General features: G+C 63.7%; 18 protein-coding genes and 1 tRNA gene. 15 read left to right on the top strand and 4 right to left on the bottom strand.

The window, feature by feature from the left end; genetic code table 11:
* Position 1: 1 nt before the first annotated feature.
* Positions 2-322 carry a DUF6482 family protein gene (locus AACZ17_RS15400; protein WP_290745503.1) on the bottom strand — a complete coding sequence of 107 codons (321 nt, stop codon included), beginning with the start codon at positions 320-322 and terminating at the stop codon, positions 2-4.
* Positions 323-446: 124 nt separating this feature from the next.
* On the opposite strand from AACZ17_RS15400, the gene AACZ17_RS15395 reads away from it, so the two are divergent.
* A complete protein-coding gene (locus tag AACZ17_RS15395) occupies positions 447-3,122 on the top strand; it encodes a TonB-dependent receptor (protein WP_290745507.1) in 2,676 nt (891 codons plus the stop codon).
* 74 nt (positions 3,123-3,196) lie between these two features.
* Positions 3,197-5,041: an AsmA family protein gene (locus tag AACZ17_RS15390; RefSeq protein WP_290745510.1), complete on the top strand. Its 1,845-nt coding sequence runs from the start codon at positions 3,197-3,199 to the stop codon at positions 5,039-5,041.
* A 2-nt stretch (positions 5,042-5,043) separates the two neighbouring features.
* On the opposite strand, the gene AACZ17_RS15385 is transcribed toward AACZ17_RS15390, so the two are convergent.
* Positions 5,044-6,912 carry an amidohydrolase family protein gene (locus tag AACZ17_RS15385; protein ID WP_290745513.1) on the bottom strand — a complete coding sequence of 623 codons (1,869 nt, stop codon included), beginning with the start codon at positions 6,910-6,912 and terminating at the stop codon, positions 5,044-5,046.
* Positions 6,913-7,094: 182 nt separating this feature from the next.
* Between AACZ17_RS15385 and AACZ17_RS15380 the strand changes: the two genes are divergently transcribed.
* The 7 genes from AACZ17_RS15380 (at position 7,095) to AACZ17_RS15350 (ending at position 15,582) form a co-directional block, all read left to right on the top strand.
* Positions 7,095-7,538, top strand: a complete 444-nt coding sequence (locus AACZ17_RS15380; protein WP_290745516.1) for a MarR family transcriptional regulator — start codon at positions 7,095-7,097, stop codon at positions 7,536-7,538.
* Positions 7,539-7,545: 7 nt separating this feature from the next.
* On the top strand, positions 7,546-8,613 hold the full coding sequence (locus AACZ17_RS15375; RefSeq protein WP_290745519.1) for an HlyD family secretion protein: 1,068 nt from the start codon (positions 7,546-7,548) through the stop codon (positions 8,611-8,613).
* The gene (locus AACZ17_RS15370; RefSeq protein ID WP_290745522.1) at positions 8,610-10,118 is read left to right on the top strand and encodes a DHA2 family efflux MFS transporter permease subunit; all 1,509 of its coding nucleotides are present in this window, start codon (positions 8,610-8,612) and stop codon (positions 10,116-10,118) included. Before AACZ17_RS15375 ends, AACZ17_RS15370 begins: the two co-directional genes overlap by 4 nt.
* A 20-nt stretch (positions 10,119-10,138) precedes the next feature.
* Entirely contained in the window at positions 10,139-11,629 is a 1,491-nt protein-coding gene (locus AACZ17_RS15365) for a YdiU family protein (RefSeq protein WP_290745525.1), read from the top strand.
* Between the two features lie 108 nt (positions 11,630-11,737).
* Positions 11,738-13,348: a tRNA-dihydrouridine synthase gene (locus tag AACZ17_RS15360; RefSeq protein ID WP_290745528.1), complete on the top strand. Its 1,611-nt coding sequence runs from the start codon at positions 11,738-11,740 to the stop codon at positions 13,346-13,348.
* 9 nt (positions 13,349-13,357) lie between these two features.
* Positions 13,358-14,233 carry a crotonase/enoyl-CoA hydratase family protein gene (locus tag AACZ17_RS15355; protein WP_290745531.1) on the top strand — a complete coding sequence of 292 codons (876 nt, stop codon included), beginning with the start codon at positions 13,358-13,360 and terminating at the stop codon, positions 14,231-14,233.
* The gene (locus AACZ17_RS15350) at positions 14,227-15,582 is read left to right on the top strand and encodes a sigma-54 dependent transcriptional regulator (RefSeq protein WP_290745533.1); all 1,356 of its coding nucleotides are present in this window, start codon (positions 14,227-14,229) and stop codon (positions 15,580-15,582) included. The genes AACZ17_RS15355 and AACZ17_RS15350 overlap by 7 nt, the downstream gene beginning before the upstream one ends.
* A gap of 24 nt (positions 15,583-15,606) precedes the next feature.
* Here AACZ17_RS15350 and AACZ17_RS15345 read toward each other — a convergent pair whose 3' ends face one another.
* On the bottom strand, positions 15,607-15,855 hold the full coding sequence (locus tag AACZ17_RS15345; RefSeq protein ID WP_290745536.1) for a PRC-barrel domain-containing protein: 249 nt from the start codon (positions 15,853-15,855) through the stop codon (positions 15,607-15,609).
* 336 nt (positions 15,856-16,191) lie between these two features.
* Here AACZ17_RS15345 and AACZ17_RS15340 point away from each other — a divergent pair, with 336 nt between their 5' ends.
* Positions 16,192-16,359, top strand: a complete 168-nt coding sequence (locus AACZ17_RS15340; RefSeq protein WP_290745539.1) for a DUF1328 domain-containing protein — start codon at positions 16,192-16,194, stop codon at positions 16,357-16,359.
* Between the two features lie 80 nt (positions 16,360-16,439).
* On the top strand, positions 16,440-16,706 hold the full coding sequence (locus AACZ17_RS15335; protein WP_290745542.1) for a hypothetical protein: 267 nt from the start codon (positions 16,440-16,442) through the stop codon (positions 16,704-16,706).
* 3 nt (positions 16,707-16,709) lie between these two features.
* Here the strand turns inward: AACZ17_RS15335 and AACZ17_RS15330 are convergent.
* A tRNA-Val gene (locus tag AACZ17_RS15330) sits at positions 16,710-16,786 on the bottom strand.
* 183 nt (positions 16,787-16,969) lie between these two features.
* Between AACZ17_RS15330 and AACZ17_RS15325 the strand changes: the two genes are divergently transcribed.
* From AACZ17_RS15325 to AACZ17_RS15310, 4 genes are all read left to right on the top strand, one after another.
* Positions 16,970-17,425 (top strand): nuclear transport factor 2 family protein, encoded by a 456-nt coding sequence (locus AACZ17_RS15325; RefSeq protein WP_290745545.1) that lies wholly within the window; start codon positions 16,970-16,972, stop codon positions 17,423-17,425.
* 77 nt (positions 17,426-17,502) lie between these two features.
* Positions 17,503-19,215: an HAD-IB family hydrolase gene (locus AACZ17_RS15320; RefSeq protein WP_290745548.1), complete on the top strand. Its 1,713-nt coding sequence runs from the start codon at positions 17,503-17,505 to the stop codon at positions 19,213-19,215.
* Positions 19,212-21,557, top strand: a complete 2,346-nt coding sequence (locus AACZ17_RS15315; protein ID WP_290745552.1) for a glycerol-3-phosphate 1-O-acyltransferase — start codon at positions 19,212-19,214, stop codon at positions 21,555-21,557. The genes AACZ17_RS15320 and AACZ17_RS15315 overlap by 4 nt, the downstream gene beginning before the upstream one ends.
* Positions 21,554-22,558 carry an NAD(P)H-dependent glycerol-3-phosphate dehydrogenase gene (locus tag AACZ17_RS15310; protein ID WP_290745555.1) on the top strand — a complete coding sequence of 335 codons (1,005 nt, stop codon included), beginning with the start codon at positions 21,554-21,556 and terminating at the stop codon, positions 22,556-22,558. Before AACZ17_RS15315 ends, AACZ17_RS15310 begins: the two co-directional genes overlap by 4 nt.
* The last annotated feature ends 66 nt before the right edge of the window (positions 22,559-22,624 follow it).

The raw sequence follows: 22,624 nt of genomic DNA, 5'->3' as shown, positions 1-22,624 counted from the left end.
CTCATTGGCCTTCGGGGAAATCACCCCAGTCCCGCGCGAGCGGCACTTCCAGACTGTTGTCCCCGGTGCGCAACGGCTGCCCCACCATCTCATCGTAGGCGCTCTGGTGGCGCAGAAACAGCGCCGGCAGGGGCACGCCGGCGAGGCGCTGCTTCATTTCCGTCACATTGCGCGTGCGCAGCGGTTTGCCGTCGGCTTCGGTGACCAGCAGCGGCTCTGCGCCGAAATCGGCGTAGGCGAGGTAGATACTGAAGTCCAGCGAATGAATGACCACGCGGGTCAGGCCCACACTGTGTTGCAACTGTTGCAGCGTGATTTTCACGTTATTCCCCTTCCTGCCGAGGTGCGGCGAAGTTGCTACGTTAACCCGATTGTGCATAAACTTGAACCGACCCGCTCAGGGCCAGCAGAACACAACAATAACAAACCATCATGCAGGAGCTGGAATGATCGTTTCCGACCGCCCCTCGGGGCGCCCCCTCTGGCTTGCGACGCTGGTCGCCAGTGCACTGCCCTTCTCCACTGCGGTGCAGGCACAGCTCGAGGAAGTCATCGTCACCGCCCAGAAACGCGCGGAGTCCGTGCAGGATGTCCCTATCGCCATCACCGCCTTCGATGAGAACGCGCTGCGCAGCAAGCAGATCAACGGCTTCGCCGACATGCGTTTCACTGCCCCGAACGTCACCTTCAACAAGGGCAACTTCACCGGCAACAACTTCCAGATTCGCGGCGTGGGCACCAACCTCGTCGCCGCGTCGGCGGACGCCGGTGTGGGCGTACACGTCAACGAAGTGCCGCTGATTTCGCCGCGACTGTTCGAAACCGAATACTACGATATCGAGCAGGTCTCCGTGCTGCGCGGCCCCCAGGGCACGCTGTACGGTCGCAACTCCACAGGCGGCGCCGCCAACATGGTGACACGGCCAGCCAGTCTCGATGGCTGGGAAGGCAATGTGGAAGCGCAATACGGCAATTATGACCACACGAAGCTCAGCGGCGCGGTGAATCTCCCCGTGACTGACAGCCTCGCCCTGCGGCTTGCCGGGCTGTGGCTGGACCGGGAGGGCTATACCGACAACGTATTCAATGGCAGCGATGTCGATGGCCGGGACCAGGTGTCGCTGCGCGCATCCCTGCGCTGGCTGCCGACAGACAGCACCCAGGTCGACCTGATGCTGTCCTGGTTCGACGAGGACAGCACACGCACCCGCAGCCAGAAGACGCTCTGTCACAACGACCCCAGCGGCGTCATGGGCTGCCTGCCGGATCGACTGGACTTCGATGTTCCCAATCCCTCGTCGCAGCTCTCCAATATTCTGGCATCCAACGCGCTTCTGGGGCCGCTGGGGGCGTTCACGCTGGGTTCCAATATACGCGGCGAAGTGCCGCGGGACCTGCGCAAAGTCGCCAGTGAACGGTCACCCGTCTACAGGGCAGACGAAACCCTGCTCACGCTGAACATCGCACAGGAACTGGGTGACTACACCGTGAGTTTTGTCGGCGGCTATCAGGACACCACGGTCCTGTCGCAAATGGATTACCAGTGGACGGTGGCCGGCGCTTTTCCCATTCCGGCGCTGCTGCCTGTTGTCGCGCCCACGGCGGCGGCCACGCTCTATGCCGACGGCCTCTGGCCCATCTCTGCACCCTCGCGCAATGCCACCGGCAGCGTTGGCGGCCATATCGATTCCTTCAGCCCCGGCCTTGAAGCCTACGACCAATCCAACCAGTCCTCAGAGCAGGTGTCCGCCGAGCTGCGCCTGCAGTCGGACTTCGACGGTCAGCTGAACTTCCTCATCGGCGGCTTCTGGATGGACGTCGATCTCGATAACCAGTACTGGGTCTTCTCCTCCGGCTTCGACTATTTTGCCAGCGTGTTTCCGGCCGCCGCGCTCGGCCTCGACGGGCAGGGCTGGGTCGGCCCACAGTTCAACAACGAAACCGGCGAGTATGGCATCCGCTCACAGGCAGTGTTCGGCGAAGTCTACTACGCACTGACCGACACCCTGAAGCTGACGCTGGGGGCGCGCTATACACGGGACAAAAAAACCATTGAGGATCGGCAGATCCTGTTCAACAACGACCCGGCGACCGGCGCACCGGTGCTGCAGCCACTGGGCGCGGACCTGCCCATCCCCACCGCGACACGCCGCGAAAGCAATGACTGGCAGGAAGCCACGGGGCGTATCGTGCTCGACTGGTCAGTCACCGCCGACACACTGGCCTACGTCTCACTGTCCCGCGGCTACAAGGGTGGCGGCTTCAACCCCCCCTTCGACCCGGTGCAGTTCCCCAGCCAGGAACCGAACTTCGAACCGGAGTTTGTCGACGCGCTGGAATTCGGCACCAAGAACACGCTGCTGGACAACACCCTGCAGGCAAACTTCAGTGCCTTCCTCTACGACTACACCGACATGCAGGTGTCCAAGATCGTCAACCGCACGTCCTTCAACGAGAACACCGACGCACAGATCTGGGGGGGTGAGGCAGAGTTCGTGTTTGCACCCAGCGCCAGTTGGGTGCTGAACGCCAACCTCGCCTACCTCAACACCGAGGTGAAGGACTTCGAAAGCTTCGATACCCGCGATCCCACCGCCGGGCGCAGCGATGTCACCCTGCTCAAGGACCTGACCAACGCCTCCAACTGTGTAGCCCTGCTGGCGCCGGACGTCTACGCCGCGCAGTTTGGCTCACCGTTCACCCGCTGCAGTGCGCTGGCGGCGGCCGGTGTGCCGATTACCGATGGCATTGCGCAGAACCTTGATGGAAACCACCTGCAGAACGCCCCGGAGTGGTCACTGAGTGTCGGCGCGCAGTACAACCTGGCTTTTGCCGACAGCAGCTCACTGGCATTGCGCATCGACTACTACTGGCAGGACGCCATGTATGCACGGCTGTTCAACCGCCCCATCGACCGCATTGACGCCTGGGACGTCTGGAACGCGCAGGCCACCTACACGGCAGCCGATGGCCAATGGTATGCCAGGGCCTACATCAAGAACATCACCGATGATGATCACCTGGTGGCCATGTACGTCACCGACCCGTCCTCCGGCCTGTTCACCAATGTGTTTTCCATCGAGCCGCGAACCTTCGGCCTGGCACTGGGTTACAACTTCTAGCGGCAGCCGCTACGGGCAGCCTGAGGGGGAATTCTGCTACCATCGTGGCAACGGATTGTCACGGTCGCCGCCCTATGCCCAGACTACTGATCTACATCATCGCTGTTCCCGTCCTTCTCGTGCTGGCGACAGCAGCGCTGCTGCCGGTGTTTCTGGATGAGGCGCGGCTGATACGGCTCGCCACCGAAACCCTGGAGCAGCGCAGCGGCGCCAGGCTGGAGGTCCGGGGCGATGCCGGCCTCTCCCTGCTGCCACGGCTGTCGCTGCAGCTGGAGGATACGGTGCTGCGCTTGCCGGAAGAGCAACAGCCAGAAATCAGCGTGCAGCAGCTGTCGGTGGAAGTGTTCCTGTGGCCACTGCTGTCGCGGGAGGTGGCCATCAAGGGGATCAGCCTGACGGGACTCGAGGTCATCGTGCCCGCCCCCGAGTCCGCGCCCGCCAGCTCGACCCTGGCCCTGACCGATGCCGAGCTGGAAGCATTCTACGCGCAGCGTCGGCAAGCCCTGCGCGCGGCTGCTGAAGCCGGTGCCGGCGCGGCGCTGGGTCTGCCGCTGGCCCTGAACATTGCCAATCTGTCGCTCGATGATGCGCGCGTGCAGCTGCTGCAAGCCGATGGCGCGGCACCGCAAGAGATCACGATTTCATCCATGACTGCCAGCGACATCAACCTCGAGGGCCGCCCCGCGGCGCTCAGCCTCGCCCTGCAGCTCGCCGGCGAGCGCCCTGTCGACGTCACGCTCACCGCAGGCTTTACACTCAGCGCCGACCAGAGCGCAGCCGACGTCGAGGAGCTGACCATCACGCTCGCCGGCGCCACGCGGGAACCCGTGGTGCTGCAGACCAGCGGCACCATCACCCTGAATACCCAGCGCGCCGAACTCGCGCTGGAACTGAGCAGCGGTGAGATTCAGGGCACGGGGACGCTGGTCTACAGCAGCTTCGAGAGTCCGCAGATCGACGCCCAGCTCCGTCTCAACCTGCTGGACCCGGCACTGCTGCTGCTCGCCGGGCCGGAGGCTGCGACCTCAACACCAGACAGCGCGGGAAGCGGTGACGATGCATTGCCGCTGGACGCCATCCGTCTGGCGGACACCCGGGCCGACCTGCGTGTCGAGCGTGCCCTCCTGGGGCCACACGCCATCGACAACCTGCGCCTGCGCCTGCGGGCAGCCGAGGGCGTGCTCAAGATTGACACCATCGCCGGCACACTGCACGGCGGCGCATTGAACGCCACCGCAACCCTGGACGCCCACCGGGCAACCGCCGTGTTGTCCTCCCGCGGTGAACTGACCGGGCTGGATACAGCGCAGTTGCTCGCCGCACTGGAGGCGGAGCCACTGCTCTCCGGGCTCGCGGACGCAGACTGGGAGCTGCAAAGCCGCGGCAATACGGCGGCTGCGCTGGTTCAGAATCTCCAGGGGCCGCTCAACCTGACCACACGCAATGTAGTGCTGGAACAGTTCGGGGTCGAGCGGATGCTGTGCGAAGTGGTTGCCCAGGTCAATCAGGAAGCACTGGCGGCGGAGCTGCCGCAGCAGAGCAACTTCCAGGACCTGAGCGCCCGCGTCACGCTCGGCGAAGGCAAGGCACGGCTGGACCCCCTGCAGGCCGATCTCGCACACATGGCACTGCGCGGCACGGGGAACCTGCAGCTCGACAGCTACGCGTTCAACGCCGAGTTCCGCGCGCGCCTCTCACCGACGCTGGGCGAGCTTGATCCTGCCTGCCGGGTGAACGAACGCCTCACCGCCATCAGCTGGCCGGTGCTGTGCAGCGGTACACTGGACGACAGCCCCGCCAGCTGGTGCCGCGTCGACAGCAAGGAGATCATCGCGTCACTGACCCGCAACGAGCTCGAACGCAAAGCCAAGGAAGAAGGCGGGCGCTTCCTGCAGCGCCTGTTCAAGGGCAAGGACTGATTTCAGGCAGCGCGCAGTGCGCGTCCGAGGCGGCGGCTGCCCAGCACTTCGGTAAAGTCGCCGTCCTGCCACACAGGCTCACCGTGAATCAGCACCCGCGTCACCACGCCATCTGAGCGGTTTACCATCTGCTTGTGGTCAAACAACTCGCGGTGGATAAAGGCGCGGTGATCGTTGCTGTCCCAGCCCTGCAGCGCCGCCGGATCCAGCATGGTGATATCGGCCTGCGCACCGATCTCGAGGCTGCCGACGTCCAGGCCGAAAAATGCCGCGGGCTCGCGGGTCAGGCGCCGCACCATGGCGGCCACGGTACCGAGCCCCTCCGCCTGGGCCAGCTTCAGCGACATCAGGTTGCCGTCAAAGAATGCCATATTGGTCAGGTGGGCACCGGAATCGTTGAAGCCGGGCAGGGCACTGGGATGCAGCAGATAGCCCAGCGTGGCACGGTTGTCCTTGTTGCCGACATCCACCCACCAGCGGAACGACTTGTCGTATTCGCGCAGCAGATGCAGCATGAAATTGACCTCATCCTCCGTGGGTGAGGGAAATTTGGCGAAGGCCTCCCGCTCTGCCTCGGACCGGGCCTCGGCAGCCTGGCCGCGCTGCACGCGCCGCAAACGGTCGAACACCTGCTGCATGCTTTCGCCGTCCCAGTCCGCGACCGGCGCACCGTCGAAGATCATGCGCTCCAGGTCGCGAATCACCAGCTTGTCAGGGAGCCCCAGCTTTGCCTTGAGGCGCGCGAGATTGCGTCCCTTGCGGCCGTGCTCCCAATCGTGACGAAACTCCTCCACGAAGGCCGGATCGTCCAGCAGCGCGCGGCGGCCGGCGACATCGTCATACTCCTTCGCAATCAGTTTGCAGGTGGAAGGCAGCTCCTCGAATACCGGGCTGACGATACCGTCCGACCAGAGACGGAAATTGGTGCCCAGCGCCTGAAAATGGATGCGCCCCTTCAGCAATGAACTGTTGATCAGCTTCGCCAGCCCCAGAAACGCGTTCGAGGCCCTGGGCGCCAGCACGAACTCCATCACCGACAGCGCAGACGTTTTCAGTGGCTTGCCGAACAGGCGCCCGCTGCTGAACAGAAAATACAGCAGGCCCTTCACCCGGTTCTCGATCAACGGCGTGGTCTGCCATACCCTGCCGCGCCGACGCACAACACCCAGCAGGCGCTTGAGCTCGCTGTAACCCGCGAATTGTGTGGGAATGCGCTGGTCCGTGTGGGGCTCGTTGGCCAGGTAATGGAACGGCAGACCGTCGGTGCTCAAGCCCAGATAGCCCTGCTCCATGGCTGTGTCCAGCAGGTTTTCCATGCGGCTCAGCTCGGCCGCAGTGGGTTTGCGACTGATGCTGTCCTGCAGCCCCATCACTTCGACGCGCAGCATGGAGTGGGGCACAAAAGCACCAATATTCGGGCCGAGCGCCAGATTGTCAAAGTGATCCATGTAATCCCCGGTGTTGTCCCAGGTGATTGCCTCAACGCATTTGCTGAGGACTTTCTTCGGGATGTTCTCCACGCGGGTAAAACAGTCGACAATCGGGTTCTGTTCACCCTCCACCTGCTGTCCGAAGCAGGTACCCAGGCTGCAGTTGCCCACCAGCACAGTCGTGGTGCCGTGGCGGACCACCTCGGGCAGCCTTGGATCCAGATCCACCTCCAGGTCGAGGTGCGTGTGGATATCCAGCAGGCCCGGCATCAACCACTGGCCGCTGCCATCAATGACGCGCCCGGCCTCGGCCCGGGGCAGACCCGCCCCGCGCGCCGCTATCCTGCCGTCACGAATGGCGATATCCAGTACCTGCGGCGCGTCGCCGCTACCGTCAAATACCAATGCGTCAGTGATCAGGGTGTCCCAGGTTGTGCTCATGCGGTTCGCTCTCCATGGCTGTGTGCTGGTGTTATTGCATCAGGCCTCAATCTGCCATCCGCCGGCGGTGCAGTAAAGCGCTTCCGCACTGCGGTGGCAGGACCGCATCGGGCAGAATCGCGACTTGCCAATTTAATAAGCATACTTATAATAAACAAACCTACGAACAGCGGGAACCTGACGTGAGCCGCGCGCGCAACGACGCCACCGACCAGCTCAGCTTTGAACTGCACACCACGGCGCGCCTGCTGCGGCGCAATTATGACCGGCGCGCCCGCGCCCACGGCCTGACCCGTGCCAAGTGGCAGGTGCTGTGGTCGCTGTCGCGGGAACAGGGGGTAAAACAGGCCGAGCTCGCCGAGCGACTGGACGTTGCCCCCATCAGTCTCACCCGTCAGCTGGATGTGCTCGAGCAGGAGGGCCTGCTGGAGCGGCGCCGCGACGAACAGGATCGACGCTGCTTTCGCATCTACCTGACCGATGCGGCGCAGCCGGCACTGACCACGCTGCGCGAGCTGGCGGAATTGACCCGCGGTGAGGCGCTGGCGGGGCTCAGCCATGAAGAGATCGTGCAGCTGAAATCACTGCTGGAGCGCATTCGCCAGAACCTGGGCAGAGAGGAGTAGAACCACTGTGTCACTGCTATTGCAAAGACGTCTGCTGATGGGTGCAGGGCTGGTCGCCGGCGCGCTGGCGGTTGCCTGGTTCCTGCTCGGTGGGCAGGGCAGCATCAGCACCGAGAACGCCTACGTCAAAGCCAACAAGCTGGCGCTGTCCAGTGAGGTGAACGCCATCGTCAAGGCGGTGCTGGTACAGCCCAATCAGCCGGTCGAGGCAGGACAGCTGCTGGTACAGCTGGAGGACCAGCCGTTCCAGCTGGCGGTGGCGGAAGCCGAGGCACACCTCGCGCAGGTGAAAAACCAGATCATGGTGCGACGCGCCGACTACGCCGAAGTCGAGGCCGAACTGCGCCAGGCCGAGGAAGATGCGGCGTTTTACCAACGTCAGCTGGCGCGCAACCAGCGCATGGGGCCGTCGGCGATTTCCGAAGCCGACCTCGACGAGTCACGGCAAGAGCTGGCGCGCTCACAGGCCCGGATCGCCATCAACCGGCAGAAGCTGGCAGGCCTGCGTGCCGCACTGGGTGGCAACCCCGACACCCCTCTTGAGGCCCAGGCTGACATACAGGTCGCACAGGCGCAGCTGGATCGCGCCCGCTATCAACTGTCCCGCACCCGCATCACCGCACCCACCGCAGGCACCGTCGCCAACGAAGTGCCCCAACTGGGCGAAATGACCATGGCAGGCTTTGCCGTGGTCACCCTGATGGCGACCGACGACATCTGGATTGAAGCCAATCTCAAGGAAACGCAACTGACCCACGTGCGCCCCGGCCAGACCGCCGAGGTGACCATCGACGCCTACCCCGGGCAGGTACTGCGAGCACGGGTCGACACCCTGAGCCCGGCCAGTGGATCAGAATTCGCCATGATTCCGGCACAGAACGCCAGCGGCAACTGGGTCAAGGTCGTGCAGCGGATTCCCGTGCGCCTGCGACTGGAGAGCAGACCGCAGGACGCCGTGCTGCGGGCCGGCATGAGCGCCGAGGTGCGTATTGCGACGGAGAGTCCTGCACCGCTGGCCAGTGCAGGTGTGAGCCCCACTCCCGGCGCCGACCAGGTGGCTGCCAGCTCCCTGTGAGTCCGCGCACCGCAGCACCCTGGCTGGTGGCCGCCAGCGTCATGCCGGCCACCATTATCCAGGTGGTGGATACCACGATCGCCAATGTGGCACTGCCGCACATGCAGGGCAGCCTGGGCGCAAGCAGCGACCAGGTCATCTGGATCCTGACCTCGTACATTGTGACTGCGGCAATCATGACCCTTCCGGTGGGCTACATGGCTCAGCGCTTCGGCCGCCGCTCAGTGCTGCTCTGGTCGGTTGCCGGCTTCACACTCACGTCCATGCTCTGCGGCCAGGCCACCAGCCTGAATGAAATGGTCATCTGGCGCATTGCCCAGGGCGCCTTTGGAGCGTCACTGGCACCGCTGTCGCAGTCCATCCTGCTGGACACCTTCCCCAAGGAAAAACACGCCTCTGCCATGAGCATCTGGGGCATGGGCATCATGATAGGTCCGATCCTGGGCCCCACACTGGGTGGCTGGCTCACCGACAGCTACTCCTGGCGCTACGTTTTTTACATCAACGTGCCGCTGGGCGTCGCGTCGCTGATCGGCATTTACTGCTTCGTACCCAAAACCCCGACCCTGGAGAAGCGCTTCGACCTGCTCGGCTTCGGCCTGCTGGCAGTGGCGGTGGGCGCACTGCAATTGCTGCTGGACCGCGGCGAGCACGTGCTGTGGTTTGAGTCGCTGGAAATACAGCTGTACGCAGTGATGATCGGCCTTGGGCTGTACCTGTTCACCGTGCACACCCTCACCAGCGACCAGCGTTTTGTATCGCCGGCGCTGTTCCGGGACCGCAATTACGTGACCGGTGTGCTGTTCATTTTCCTGGTGGGCATTGTGCTGCTGGCCACCATGGCCCTGCTGCCGCCCTTTCTGCAGATCTGGAAGGGTTACCCGGCGGTTACCACGGGGCTGGTGCTGATGCCCCGCGGCGTGGGAACCATGCTCGGCATGATGGTGGTGGCGCGGCTGATGCGCCACTTCGACCCGCGCATACTGATCATCCTCGGCATGTGTACGGCCAGCGCGACGCTGGCGGAGATGGCGCGCTTCACCCTGGAAGTGGGGCAAACCACCCTGGCCATGACCGGCTTCGTGCAGGGACTCGGACTCGGGCTGGTGTTCATTCCCACCACCACCCTGGCCTATGCGACCCTTGCCCCGCAGCTGCGCGATGAGGGCGCGGCCCTGTTCAGCCTGTCACGCAACCTGGGCAGCAGTATCGGTGTCTCCCTGATCATGGCATTATTGAGCCGGAATATGTGGATCAACCAGCAGGAACTGGCCGCACGTCTGACGCTGGAAGCGGGCCTGCCACAGGGTCTCCGCGACCCGTCCGCACTGGCGGCCTTACCCGGTGAGCTGATCGCCACCGTCAGCCGGCAGGCTGCCGAGATCGCCTATGTGAATGACTTCCATCTGCTCATGTGGGTCAATCTGGCAGCCATCCCGATGGTACTTCTGCTGCGCGTTCCGAAAGACCTGCATGAGGCCAGCGCTCCGGCCACGGAGGCTTGAGCCCGGAGAGACGACCCCTGATGAACCGCACCGGCACCACCCCCGCCCTTGAGCATACCTTTGCCGACCTGCCCGAGCGCTTTTACCAGGCCCTTGCTCCCACACCAGTGGCGGCACCGCAGGCAATCCGCGTCAACGACGATCTCGCCCGACGCCTGGGCCTGGATCCCGACTGGCTGAACTCGGCTGCAGGCACTGAATGGCTGGCCGGGAACACCGTCGCAACCGCGTCACGCCCCCTGGCAGCGGCCTACGCAGGTCATCAGTTCGGCGGTTTCAATCCGCAGCTGGGCGATGGACGCGCCATACTGCTGGGCGAATTGCGGGATGCACAGGGCAGGCTTTTTGACCTGCAGCTGAAAGGTGCCGGCCCTACCCGCTGGTCGCGCGGCGGGGACGGGCGCTCGCCGCTGGGTCCGGTCCTGCGCGAGTATCTGGTCAGTGAGGCCATGGCCGCTCTGGGCGTGCCCACTTCCCGGGCGCTGGCCGCGGTCAGCAGCGGCGAGACCGTCATGCGCGACCGACCGCTGCCCGGGGCGATTCTGGCGCGGGTTGCCAGCAGCCACCTGCGCATTGGCAGCGTGGAGTATTTTTCGGCCCGCAAGGACACGGAAGCCCTGCAGCTTCTGGTCGACTACGCGCTGCAGCGGCATTTCCCGGCACAGGCCGACACGGACAATCCGGCGCTGGCCCTGCTCAACGCGGTGCTCCAGGCACAGGCACAACTGGTCTCCCAGTGGCAACTGCTGGGCTTTATTCACGGGGTGATGAACACCGACAACATGCTGCTCTGCGGGGAAACCATCGACTATGGACCCTGCGCGTTCATGGACGCCTTCAACCCGGATACTGTCTTCAGCTCCATTGACCACGCGGGTCGCTACGCCTACCGCAACCAGCCCGGCATCGCGCACTGGAACCTGGCTTCTCTGGCGCAGGCCCTGGTGCCCGTGCTGCACCGTGATCCGGAACAGGCGGTGGCACTGGCACAGGCCGCGGTCGACACGTTCAGCGACCACTTTCTTGCAGCGCACACCGAAGGCCTGAACGCGAAACTGGGGCTCACCGGGCAACAGGCGGATGACGCACAGCTCATCGAACAGCTCTACGCGCTGATGGCCGAGGAAGCCACCGACTTCACCCTCACCTTCCGCCGTTTGGCCGACCTGGCCCACCCAGAGCCCGGCAACCCGCAGGATATTGGCGACCTGTACACCCTGCCCCCGGCTTTCGATGCATGGCTGGCGCAGTGGCAGTCACGGCTGGCGCGCGAACCGGGCGACCCGCGAGCGCGGCAGGCGGCCATGTACCGGGCCAACCCGGTATTCATCCCGCGCAACCACTCGGTGGAAGCGGTACTGACTGCGGCCACGGATCACGGGGATTACGCACCCTTTCACACCCTGGTCGAGCGCCTCGCACGGCCGGGGCAATGGGACCCCGGGGACAGACACCTGGCCATGCCGCCCGAGGCCGGCCAGCGCGTGCACCAGACCTTCTGCGGCACCTGAGCGCCCTGCGGCCGCTGGCGGCCAAGGCGCGGGGGCACCGCGTTTCGACTCCGCTGGGGCAAGGCAGTATAATGCTGGCTTCACCCAGCCCACGCCTCGAGTGACGCCTTGAACACGCAATTTTTCGGCAAGACCCTTTCCGGTCCCTTCACGATCCCGTCCGGCATCGTGACCACCGCGACCTCGATCATCCAGTACGTGTTCGATCATATGCCGGAAGTCGGCGTGGTCACGACCAAGAGTATCGGCCTGGCACCGCGGCTCGGGAACCGGGAGCCGGTGCTGAGCCAGTACGCTCCGGGCTGTTTCGTGAACGCCGTGGGGCTGACCAACCCCGGCGCCCACGAGTCGGTGGCGCTGCTGGGGCAGCTGCGCGTGCCGGCGGATCGCTTTCTGCTCACCTCCATCTTTGGCGGCAGCCTGGAGGAATTCGTCGAAGTCGCGAAGTTACTCGCGCCGGTTTCCGACGGCCTGGAGCTGAACCTGTCCTGCCCCCACGCCAAGGGCTACGGTATGGCCATGGGGCAGGATCCGGAGATGGTGCGCGCCATCACCGCGGCGGTAAAGGCCGTGGTCGATATCCCCGTCATTCCGAAGCTGACTCCCAATACCCCGAATATCGCCGAGATTGCCCGGGCCGCTGCCGAGGGCGGGGCTGACGCACTCTGCGCCATCAACACCCTGGGGCCGGGCTACACGTCTTCACACGGCCACCCGGTGTTGAGCAACGGCGCCGGTGGCATGTCGGGCAAGGGGGTGCTGCCCATTGCCCTGAAATGTGTGCGCGAGGTGATCGCCGCGACCGGACTGCCCGTCATCGGCTGTGGGGGTGCGAGCAGCGCGGAGGACGTGCGCGCCTTTTTCGACGCCGGCGCCAGCGTGGTGGGCGTGGGTTCTGCGCTGGTGGGCATGACCACCGGCGACATGCAGGCGTACTTCAGCACCCTGCAGCGCGACCTGGACCACAACAGCGACCGGGCCGGAAGCCTGGTGCGCTATGACATCGACATGCAGTTCCGCCCGGTCTCGCTGGTCAGCAATGAGCGGGTGTGTGACGACATTGCCATTCTCACCTTCGACCGCAAGATCAACGTGCAGGCGGGGGAGTTCATTTTCCTGTGGATTCCGGGCCTGGGCGAGAAGCCGTTCTCGGCACTGACCGATGACCCCTTCTCTCTGGTGGTCATCGACCTGGGCGAGTTTACCCACGCGCTGATGGACCTGCCTGTGGGCACCGAAGCCTACGTGCGCGGGCCGCACGGCGTGCCGGTAGAGCCTCCGGAAGACGCGCGCATCATGGCAGTGGCAGGCGGGACAGGGCTGGCTGCCGTCTACCAGATTGCCCGGGATTTCGGCAACGCCGAGATATTTGTCGGGGCGCGCAGCGACGACAGGCTGTACTTCCTCGATGAATGCGCGCAGATTGCAGAGCTGCACGTGGCCACCGACGACGGCAGCGCCGGCTACCACGGCCGCGTCACCGAGTTACTGCGCGAGCGACTGAGTGGCATGCCCGCGGAAGACAGGGATGCGCTGGTGTTTTACAACTGCGGCCCTGAGCCCATGGTGCACGCCGCTGAGGCGGTACAGCGCGAGTTCTGCCAACCCGGGCAGATTTTCAGTGCCATCGACTACCTCACCAAGTGCGGGGTGGGCATCTGCGGAGCCTGCGCCGCGCCGGACGGCCGCCGCGGCTGTGTCGACGGCCCATTTCTATAGGAGCGAATTGTGTATCAGTACCAGACACTCACCACCCAGGTTGAGGATCGGGTTTGCACCCTCACCCTGAACCGTCCCGAGCAGTTGAACGCGTTCACCGTGGAGATGGCCAACGAGCTTATCGATTTTTTCACGCGCGCCAGCGACGATGACGACATCGGCGCCATTGTCGTGACCGGCGCCGGCCGCGCCTTTTGCGCCGGCATGGACCTGTCACCCGACGGCAACACCTTTGGCCTGAATGAAACGCTGACACCCACACTGGCAGACCTGCGCGAGCGCCCTGACGATCCAGAGATCGTCGACGGTGTGCGCGACACCGGCGGCCGGGTCACACTGGCGATTTTCGACTGCAAGAAGCCGGTGATCGGCGCCATCAACGGCGCTGCGGTAGGCATTGGCGCCACCATGACCCTGGCGATGGATATCCGCCTGGCCTCCGACCGTGCGCGCATCGGCTTTGTCTTCGGCAAGCTCGGCATTGTGCCAGAAGCCTGCTCAAGCTGGTTCCTGCCGCGTATCGTCGGTATTCAGCAAGCGCTGGAATGGGTCTACACCGCAGACATCTTCGATGCGCAGGAAGCCATGAGCGGCCGCCTGGTGAAGGCGGTCTATACGCCCGATGAGTTGCTGCCGGCGGCGCGCGCCCTGGCGCAGCGCATCATCACCAACCGCTCGCCGGTGGCCATCGCACTGGCCAGGCAAATGCTGTACCGGAATGCGGCAGCGGAACACCCGCGTGTGGCGCACGAAGTAGATTCCATCGCCATGTTCTATACCAGCCTGGAGGACGGCAAGGAGGGGGTCGCCAGTTTCCGGGAGAAACGCGACCCCAACTTCAGCGGCAAAGCGTCCGCCATGCCCGCCTTCTACCCCTGGTGGTAACGCAGGGCACTGCTGCGCCCCTGGGCCTGATCGTTGACGCCGATCAGGAGACCGTTGATGCACTCTCCGAGCTGCTTACCGCAAAGGGGTTTAGCACCCTGCACTGCGGCACTCTTGTCGAGGCCAGCGAGACCCTCGAGGCACATGCTGACGCTCTAGCGGTGGCCTTCATCGCCCTGGACCTGCCTGACGGAGAAGGCCTCGAATTGCTGGGCAAGAACAGCCTGCTTCGGGACCACACCGATGTCGCCCTGATACATCATGACGATGATCCCGCACGCACGCAGCGCGGTATCCGGGAGCAGGCGAGCTACTTCTTTCGCAAGCCACTGGACGCCGTATTCATCGGCGAAGTGCTTGAGGATATCGGCCGGGAATGCGCGCAGGAGGCGAGCGGGGACGCCGTTGATGACAGCGTGGCCATCGACCAGTTCGGCATGATGCGCGGCAACTCACCGGCGATGCGCAAACTGTACCGCGTAGTGAGGAAGGTGGCACCTTCCAGTGCAACGGTACTCGTGGTGGGTGAAAGCGGCACCGGCAAGGAACTCGCTGCCCAGACCCTGCACCAGATGTCCGGTTCGGAGGGTCCCTTCGTCGCCATGAACTGTGGGGCTATCGCCAGCGAACTGGCGGAAAGCGAGCTCTTCGGCCACGAGAAAGGCAGCTTCAGTGGTGCGGAGCGGCGCCATGCCGGCTACTTTGAAAGGGCAGAGGGCGGCACGCTGCTACTCGACGAGGTGGGGGAGATGCCGCTGGACCTGCAGGTCAAGCTGCTTCGCGTACTGGAAACGGGCAAGTTTCGTCGCGTCGGCGGCACCGAGGACCTGTCGATGAACGTGCGCTTTGTTGCAGCAACCAACCGGGATCCGGAGGCGGCGATTCAAGAGGGCTTGCTGCGTGAAGACCTCTATTTCCGTATTGCGCAGTTCTGCCTGCGCATGCCGCCGCTGCGCGAACGTGACCGGGATATCGCAGGTCTGGCGCACGCGTTCCTGAACGAACTCAACACGGAACACGGCACAGCGAAGCGTTTCTCACCGGATGCCATCGCCACCATTGAAGACTACGCCTGGCCGGGTAACGTGCGCGAGCTGAAAAGCGCCGTAGAGCGGGCTTTTATCCTCGCCGAAGACACGCTCGAGCCGCAGCACCTGCCCGAGGGCCAGATTGAGCAGGCCGGTGAATTCCTGCGCATATCCGTGGGAGAATCACTGCAGCAGACCGAGAAGCAGCAGATCCTCGCGACCATCGAGGCCTGCAAAGGCAACAAGAAGGCGGCTGCTGAAACGCTCGGCATCGCCTTGAAGACGCTGTACAACAAACTCAAGGAATACGAGAAGGATTAGGACACGCGGGCCGGCCCGGGCCCGTCACTCCCGGTTCTCGCGCAACAGTTGCTCTCCCCGAGCCGTCAACACGAAGCCCTGCCTGTGCTTCACCCGGAACATGGCTGCCCAGGGCATGAGTACCGTGCCCCGTTGCGGCAGCGTGATTCGCGCGAAGCGCACAATGCCCGCGGCGGGGTCGATCTGCAGCTCCGAGATCACCCCGACTTCAGAGCCACGGGCATCATACACTCCAGCGCCCAGCAGGTTTGCGGTTGGCGTCGCCTGGTCCATGCTTTCACCCTCTTGCTACGTCATCCGTTGGGGGATGCATAATCCACACCAATATGGATTCCGCGCGCAAATCCGCGTCATCACCACCGCAGGGAGCATCGCCCGCCTCAGCTGCACCACTGTTTTTGTAAAAAGGTGCAGGACCCCCGGTCATTTTTGCAAGTACAGGGCGTCACCTGAGACGCAGCGCATCAACTCACTCCTCGCCAGACCCAAGGTATACAGGGCTTTCAAGCGATCTGAGCGGCTTTGGCACGGTTCTCGCAACAACCCTCTTACAGCCGCTCAGCGTGTCTGCACAACTGGGCACCTGAAGGCGCAACGAGGAGAATTATCATGCTGTACTGGGCACTTATCTTTCTTGTGGTTGGTCTCGTCGCTGGCTTGCTTGGCGCCTCTGGCATTGCCGCCATCGCGAGCCAGATTGCATGGATACTGTTCGTCATCGGTATCGTGCTGCTGGTCATCCACCTGGTGACTGGTCGCAAGCCGCCGGCGCCATAACAGCTGCCAATCGGGGTCGCAAGGCCCCGACTTTTCATCGAACGCCGAGAAAACCCACGACCCACATTGGAGGTTCCACCATGTCACTACTCGACTCAGCTACCGAAATGATTGAGAAACGAATGGAGCAACTGAATCACAAGATCGAAGCAGAGCAGGCCGAGGCGGAACGTAAAATGGCCGAAGCCGAAAGCGAAAAAGCGCGGGCGGACATGCAAACCGAGCTCAAGGAGCGCACCCGAAAGCTGCAGGAGCAGATCGATGACGCGGGACAGAAACTCGCCGATGCGAAATCTGCCAGCGAATCGCGCTTGCAGGAGATCGTGGACAGTTTTAGGGGGAAGTAAGGGTGGTAGGACCAGGCGGATTCGAACCGCCGACCTCTACCATGTCAAGGTAGCGCTCTAACCAACTGAGCTATGGTCCTGTCGTGAGGGCCGCGATTATAAAGCTGCCGCGAGGATTCCTCAACCAGTTTCGCGGGCAAGGTTTTTGCCGCGACCGGGGCTTTCACTCCGCCAAGGGTGAACCGGGAAACGCGACTGTGGCGCCGCAAAACCGAATGCGTATACACTCCACTGTCCAGTCATTCGAATAACAGGACATTGGTATGTTTGATAACGAGCACCCGGCGCGGCGAGCAGCCCTGCTCTCGCGCGAGTACGTTCACAGCAAGAACAAGGCCGGATGGCTGGGCCTCTACGCTGAGGACGCGATCATCGAGGACCCTATTGGGGTCTCGCACATTGACCCGGCCGGCAAGGGGCACCGTGGGCCCGCGGCACGAGAAGCCTTCTGGGACAACTTCATAGCGCCGGTGGACATCCGCATCGAGATTCTTGAATCCTTTGCCGCGGGCAACGAGGTTGCCAACCTGGTCACGCTGACCATCACTATCGACGGCGGCGAAGGCAAAACCTTGCAGCAGAAGGTGCACGGTGTGTTCACCTATCACGTCGATGACGCCGGCAAGCTGCTGTCGCTGCGTGGTTACTGGGAGACCGATGACCCGCGCAATGCCCTGATGCAGGTCGCTGCGGATGGCACGTTGACCCCGCTTGCCTGAACGCTTCCCTCTCACAAGCGGGATGATATGCTTGAAGGCATAACAGGCGACTACACACTGGCGCGGCGGGGATCGGCATGGCAAGTGTTCAACAACTTCTCAGGGATATAGCGGCCGCGCCGGATGGTCCAGCCATTGCCGCCATATTCGATTTCGACGGCACGATTATCTCCGGCTACTCCGCAACCTCGTTCATCCGCGAACAGTTGCGGCGCGGCGACCTGCAAACCCGGGAGCTGCTGGAACTGGCCCAGGCCATGACCAGCTTCGGGCTGGGCAACCTCGGCTTTTCCGCCATGATGACCGTGACAACCCAGTTCCTGCGCGGCATCACCGAAGCCAGCTACGAAGATCTCGGGGAAACGCTGTACAACGACCAGCTCGCGCGTCGCATCTACCCGGAATCGCGCGCCCTGATCAATGCCCACCTGGCCAAGGGGCACACCGTCGCCGTGATTTCCTCGGCCACGCCATACCAGGTTGTGCCGGCCGCGCGCGACCTGGGCATTGAGCACGTCATGTGCACCGAACTGGAAGTCGAGGACGGGCTGTTCACCGGGCAGGTAATCCGGCCCACCTGCTTCGGCCAGGGCAAGGTAGATGCGGCAGAACGCCTCGCAGGCGAGCAGGGCGCCGACCTCGACCAGAGTTTCTTTTACAGTGACAGCCACGACGACCTCCTGCTGCTGGAACGTGTGGGCCTGCCGAGGGTCCTGAACCCGAACACGCGTCTGCTGGGCATCGCCCGGGACCGGCACTGGCCCGTCGCGCGCTTCTCCAGCCGCGGCCGCCCCTCGCTGTCGCTCTACCTGCGTTCAGCGGCGGCAACCGTGAGCCTGGTGCCGACCTTTCTCGCCGGCCTGCCGGTCTATGCACTGACCCGATCGAAACGCCAGTCGCTGAATTTCTCCCTGTCACTGTTCGCGGACACCGCGAGCGCACTGATTGGATTGGACCTCAACGTCAAAGGCAAGCAGCACCTGTGGTCGCACCGACCGGCGGTGTTCATCTTCAACCACCAGAGCAAGGCGGATGTGGTGGTGATCGCCAGCCTGCTGCGGGCCGACATGGCGGGGGTGGGTAAAAAGGAAATTCGCGATATGCCGGTGATCGGCCGGGTACTGGAAACCGCCGGTGTGGTGATGATTGATCGCGCCAACTCGGCGAGCGCCATCGAAGCGATGACACCGCTGGTTGAGGCGATGCGGGACGAAGGTAAATCGGTGGTGCTGGCACCGGAGGGCACGCGCAGCGTGTCACCGCGTCTCGGCCCTTTCAAAAAAGGTGCTTTCCACCTCGCCATGCAGGCCGGAGTCCCCATCATCCCCATCGTCATACGCAATGCCGGAGATGTCGCCCCGAAAGGCGAGTTCGTGTTCCGACCCGCCACGGTGGACGTTGAAGTGCTGGAGCCCATCGATACGTCCAATTGGCAGGTGAGTGATCTCAACGAGCACATCCGCGAGGTGCGCAACCGTATGCTGGCCGTCCTGGGACAGCCACTGGAGCCTGCCGAAAAAGCCGCCAGCGTCACTGCAAAGCGTCCAAACCCCGCAAAAACCAAAGCCAAAACCAAATCCAAAGCCAAGGCCAAAGCCGGCACAAAGACCCCCACAAAGAAGAAAGTCGCCACAGCAAAGAAAACCGCAGCGCGGAAAAAGACGGCGTCCACAGGGACGAAGGTGGCCGCCAAAGCGACGCCAAAGGCGGCAGCTGTACGCAAGCGCCCGCCTGAACCGAGGCCCAAGGCAAGGCCCAAGAGCCGGGCCGATACGGTGCGCGATCTGTGACCCTGGAGGGCAAGTTCGACCAGTGCCCATGGCCTCCGGGCAGCGGACCGGTACTCTTCCTGTTGGACACCAGCAACCGCTTTGAAGAAGCGTTGCTGCAGCGCTGGCTTGACCAGCATACCGAGACGGGCGCTGGCCGCGACTGCGAGGCACTCACTATCGACCTGGGGGACGACCGTCGGGGCATCGATACGCGCGAGCTGCGCGAACGCCTGTCGCTGCCGGACGAGGTCATCATTGCGCCCCTGCGGGTGGCCTGGACGCCACCGCTTGCCGCGATCAATTCGGGCCCCCAGCTACGGGACCTGATTCTGGGCGATCCGCGACGCCCAAGCCCCCGGCGCGCCCGACGCATCGCGGAAAAGGAGCCGGAGCGCATGCACCTGGTGTGCGGCGAGCCCGATTCGCTGGGCAACCTGCGACAGCGCTACAACACCAAGTATGCCCAGGAAAGCGCAGCCGACAGTGCGGCGTTCGGCACCTTTGTCGCACGGCAGGCCGCGGTGGTTCTGGATATCGCCGAGCGCCGCCTGCAGGGCGGCCGCTACAAGGTACCGCGCTATGTAGCGGAAAGCCTGCGCGCCAACCGCAGCTACAACGAAGCCCTGGAAAAGCTGGCGCAGGAACAGGGTACGACCCGCGAGGCCCTGCTGAAACAGGCAGAGGCCTACATGGAGGAAATGATTTCCATCCCCAGCACCTTCTGGCTGGATGTCTGGGCGCGTTTCTGCAGCTTCTGCCTGCGGCTGGGCTATGAGCGGGAAATCGTCTGCGACCCGCAAGCCATTGAGGCCATGCGACAGACCGTGCGCGACCACCCCTCCCTGCTGCTCTGGACGCATAAAACCTACCTCGACGGCATGGTGGTGCCCAAGGTTCTCTACGACAACGACTTCCCCATGCCGCACATGTTCGGCGGCGCCAATATCGCCTTCGCCGGGATGGGCTTTCTCATCCGTCGCTCGGGTGGCATCTTCATCAAGCGCAGCTTTGGCGACAACGCGCTGTACAAGCTCACGCTGCGTCATTACATCGGCTACCTGATGGAGAAGCGCTTTCCGATGAACTGGTCCTTCGAGGGCACGCGCTCCCGCCTGGGCAAGCTCATGCCACCGCGCTACGGGCTGCTCAAATATGCACTGGAAGCCTGCCACGCCACCGATGCGCGCGATATTCACATTATTCCCATCTCCATCAGCTACGACCTGATCCGCGATGTGGAGGAATACGCCACTGAACAAACCGGGCGCGGCAAGGGGGCCGAGTCGCTGCGCTGGTTTATCGGCTATGTGCGCAGCCTGGCGCGGCCCATGGGCAAGATCTATATGGACATCGGCACCCCGGTGGTTCTGCCGTCGGCGCCGGAACCGGATGACAGCCTCGCCCTGTCGAAAATCGCCTTTGAAGTGGCAGTCGAGGCCAATCGCGTCACCCCCATTACCTTCCCCTCGCTGGTGACCATGAGCCTGCTGGGTGCAGCACCCAAGGCGCTGACCGAAGCGGAGGTGGTGGAGGACCTGCGAGCGCTGCTGGACTGGGCGGAGGCGCGCTCCCTGCGCATATCCGCGGACTTCGACCGTGGCTACGCGGAGCAGATGGACGGTCTGCTCGGCATCATGATCAACGAGGGGATTGTCTCCCGCTACGACGAGGGCCCCGAGGATGTCTACGCCATCGCGCTCGAGCAACACCCTGTCGCGAGCTACTACCGGAACACCGTTATTCACTTCTTCGTCAACAAGGCGATTATTGAACTGGCGCTGGTAAAGTCCACAGAAGGCAAGGATGCAGACGCTCTCACAACATTCTGGGCCGAGGTGGACGAACTGCGGGACCTGTTCAAATTCGAGTTCTTCTACTCGCCTACGGCGGAATTCCACCAGGAGATCCGCGACGAGCTTGCCCGCTACCATCCCGACTGGGAATCACTGCCCGCGAGAACGCCCGGCGGCTTTACGCAGCTGCTGCTGGGCATGACACCGGTGGTGGCCCACGTCACGCTGCTGACCTATGTCGAGGCCTACTCTGTGGTCTCCGACCTGGCGGCGCGTATGGGCGACGCGCCACTGGACAGCCAGCAGTGTGTCACCGATGCCCTCACTCTGGGTCAGCAACTCTACCTGCAGCGACGCATCAGCAGTGCGTCGTCAATCGGCAAGCTGCTGTTCCGCAACGGCTACCAGATGCTTGAGCACCGTAAACTGACCGGCGGCGACGACCCCGAGCTGGGACCGCGCAGGCAGGCACTGGCGAGGCAGCTGCGTGCCTTGAAGCGGCGCCTGGAAGTTATCCGCGCGCTGGGCCTGACCGGACGCGACCGAAGCAAGGAATCCCTGCAATGAACAACCTGAAAGTCGGCCTGCTGGGCGGCGGCTCCTGGGGCACCACCGTGGCGGCGCTGGTGGCGCGCAATGCGCCCGCCATACTCTGGGCGCGCAACCCGGAAACGGTCAGGGAAATCAACGAGGAGCACAGCAACGCCACCTACCTGCCCGGTGCCAGGCTGCCCGAGAAACTGCAGGCGACCGCGGATATCGGCGAGGCGGTCGCCGGTGCAGACGTGATCGTGATGGGTATTCCCTCGCAGAATTTTCGCAGCGTGCTGCAGGAGGTACGCAGGCATATCCGGCCCTGGGTACCCGTAATCAGCCTGACCAAGGGCCTGGAACTGGACACCCGCATGCGCATGACCGAGATCATCGCGGAAGTGCTGCCCGGCCACCCCGTGGGTGTGCTTACCGGGCCCAACCTGGCGCGGGAAATCATGGCCGGGCAGGCCGCGGCCAGCGTCATTGCCATGGAAGATGCCATTATCGTGCGCGAGCTGCAGTGCCTGTTTTCCAGCGGCCTGTTCCGTGTCTACACCAACACGGATGTGGTGGGCTGCGAATTGGGCGGCGTGCTGAAGAACATCATCGCCATCGCCGTCGGCATGGGCGACGGCCTGGGCGCCGGGGACAACACCCGCGCCGCGCTGATTACCCGCGGTCTCGCCGAGATCACGCGCCTGGGCTGTGCCATGGGCGGCAAGGCGGAGACGTTTTCCGGCCTTGCGGGCATGGGCGACATGATTGCCACCTGCACCAGCGCGCAGAGCCGCAACCGCCACGTCGGCATGGAGCTGGGCCGCGGCAAGACGCTGGAAACCATCGCGGCGGACATGTTCATGGTCGCTGAGGGCGCGAAGAGCGCCCCCGCGGTGATGGCGCTGGCGCAGCAGTATGGCGTCGAAATGCCCATCGCCAGTGACGTGTACAAGGTGCTCAGCGGCGAGACATCGGCGCAGCGTATCTTCCGCGGCCTGCTGCGGGTGACCGCAGGTGCAGAATCCGAGCCGGGCTGAAGGGCTTTTCACGACCGCCCCTTTTTCCGGGCCCGGCTCTGGTGCAGAATGGCGCCAACGCAACAT

This window comes from uncultured Haliea sp. (genome assembly GCF_963973825.1).
In the GTDB taxonomy this organism is placed as follows: Bacteria; Pseudomonadota; Gammaproteobacteria; order Pseudomonadales; family Halieaceae; genus Haliea.
The sequence above is the reverse complement of the archived record's forward strand: the minus strand, read 5'-3'. Positions and strand labels throughout refer to the sequence as shown.

What these genes read in the sequence shown, in the direction of transcription:
- AACZ17_RS15395 (WP_290745507.1), top strand. Translation starts at nt 447, where the DNA reads ATGATCGTTTCCGACCGCCCCTCGGGGCGCCCCCTCTGGCTTGCGACG.
- AACZ17_RS15390 (WP_290745510.1), top strand. Translation starts at nt 3,197, where the DNA reads ATGCCCAGACTACTGATCTACATCATCGCTGTTCCCGTCCTTCTCGTG.
- AACZ17_RS15385 (WP_290745513.1), bottom strand. Translation starts at nt 6,912, where the DNA reads ATGAGCACAACCTGGGACACCCTGATCACTGACGCATTGGTATTTGAC.
- AACZ17_RS15365 (WP_290745525.1), top strand. Translation starts at nt 10,139, where the DNA reads ATGAACCGCACCGGCACCACCCCCGCCCTTGAGCATACCTTTGCCGAC.
- AACZ17_RS15345 (WP_290745536.1), bottom strand. Translation starts at nt 15,855, where the DNA reads ATGGACCAGGCGACGCCAACCGCAAACCTGCTGGGCGCTGGAGTGTAT.
- AACZ17_RS15340 (WP_290745539.1), top strand. Translation starts at nt 16,192, where the DNA reads ATGCTGTACTGGGCACTTATCTTTCTTGTGGTTGGTCTCGTCGCTGGC.
- AACZ17_RS15335 (WP_290745542.1), top strand. Translation starts at nt 16,440, where the DNA reads ATGTCACTACTCGACTCAGCTACCGAAATGATTGAGAAACGAATGGAG.
- AACZ17_RS15325 (WP_290745545.1), top strand. Translation starts at nt 16,970, where the DNA reads ATGTTTGATAACGAGCACCCGGCGCGGCGAGCAGCCCTGCTCTCGCGC.
- AACZ17_RS15320 (WP_290745548.1), top strand. Translation starts at nt 17,503, where the DNA reads ATGGCAAGTGTTCAACAACTTCTCAGGGATATAGCGGCCGCGCCGGAT.
- AACZ17_RS15310 (WP_290745555.1), top strand. Translation starts at nt 21,554, where the DNA reads ATGAACAACCTGAAAGTCGGCCTGCTGGGCGGCGGCTCCTGGGGCACC.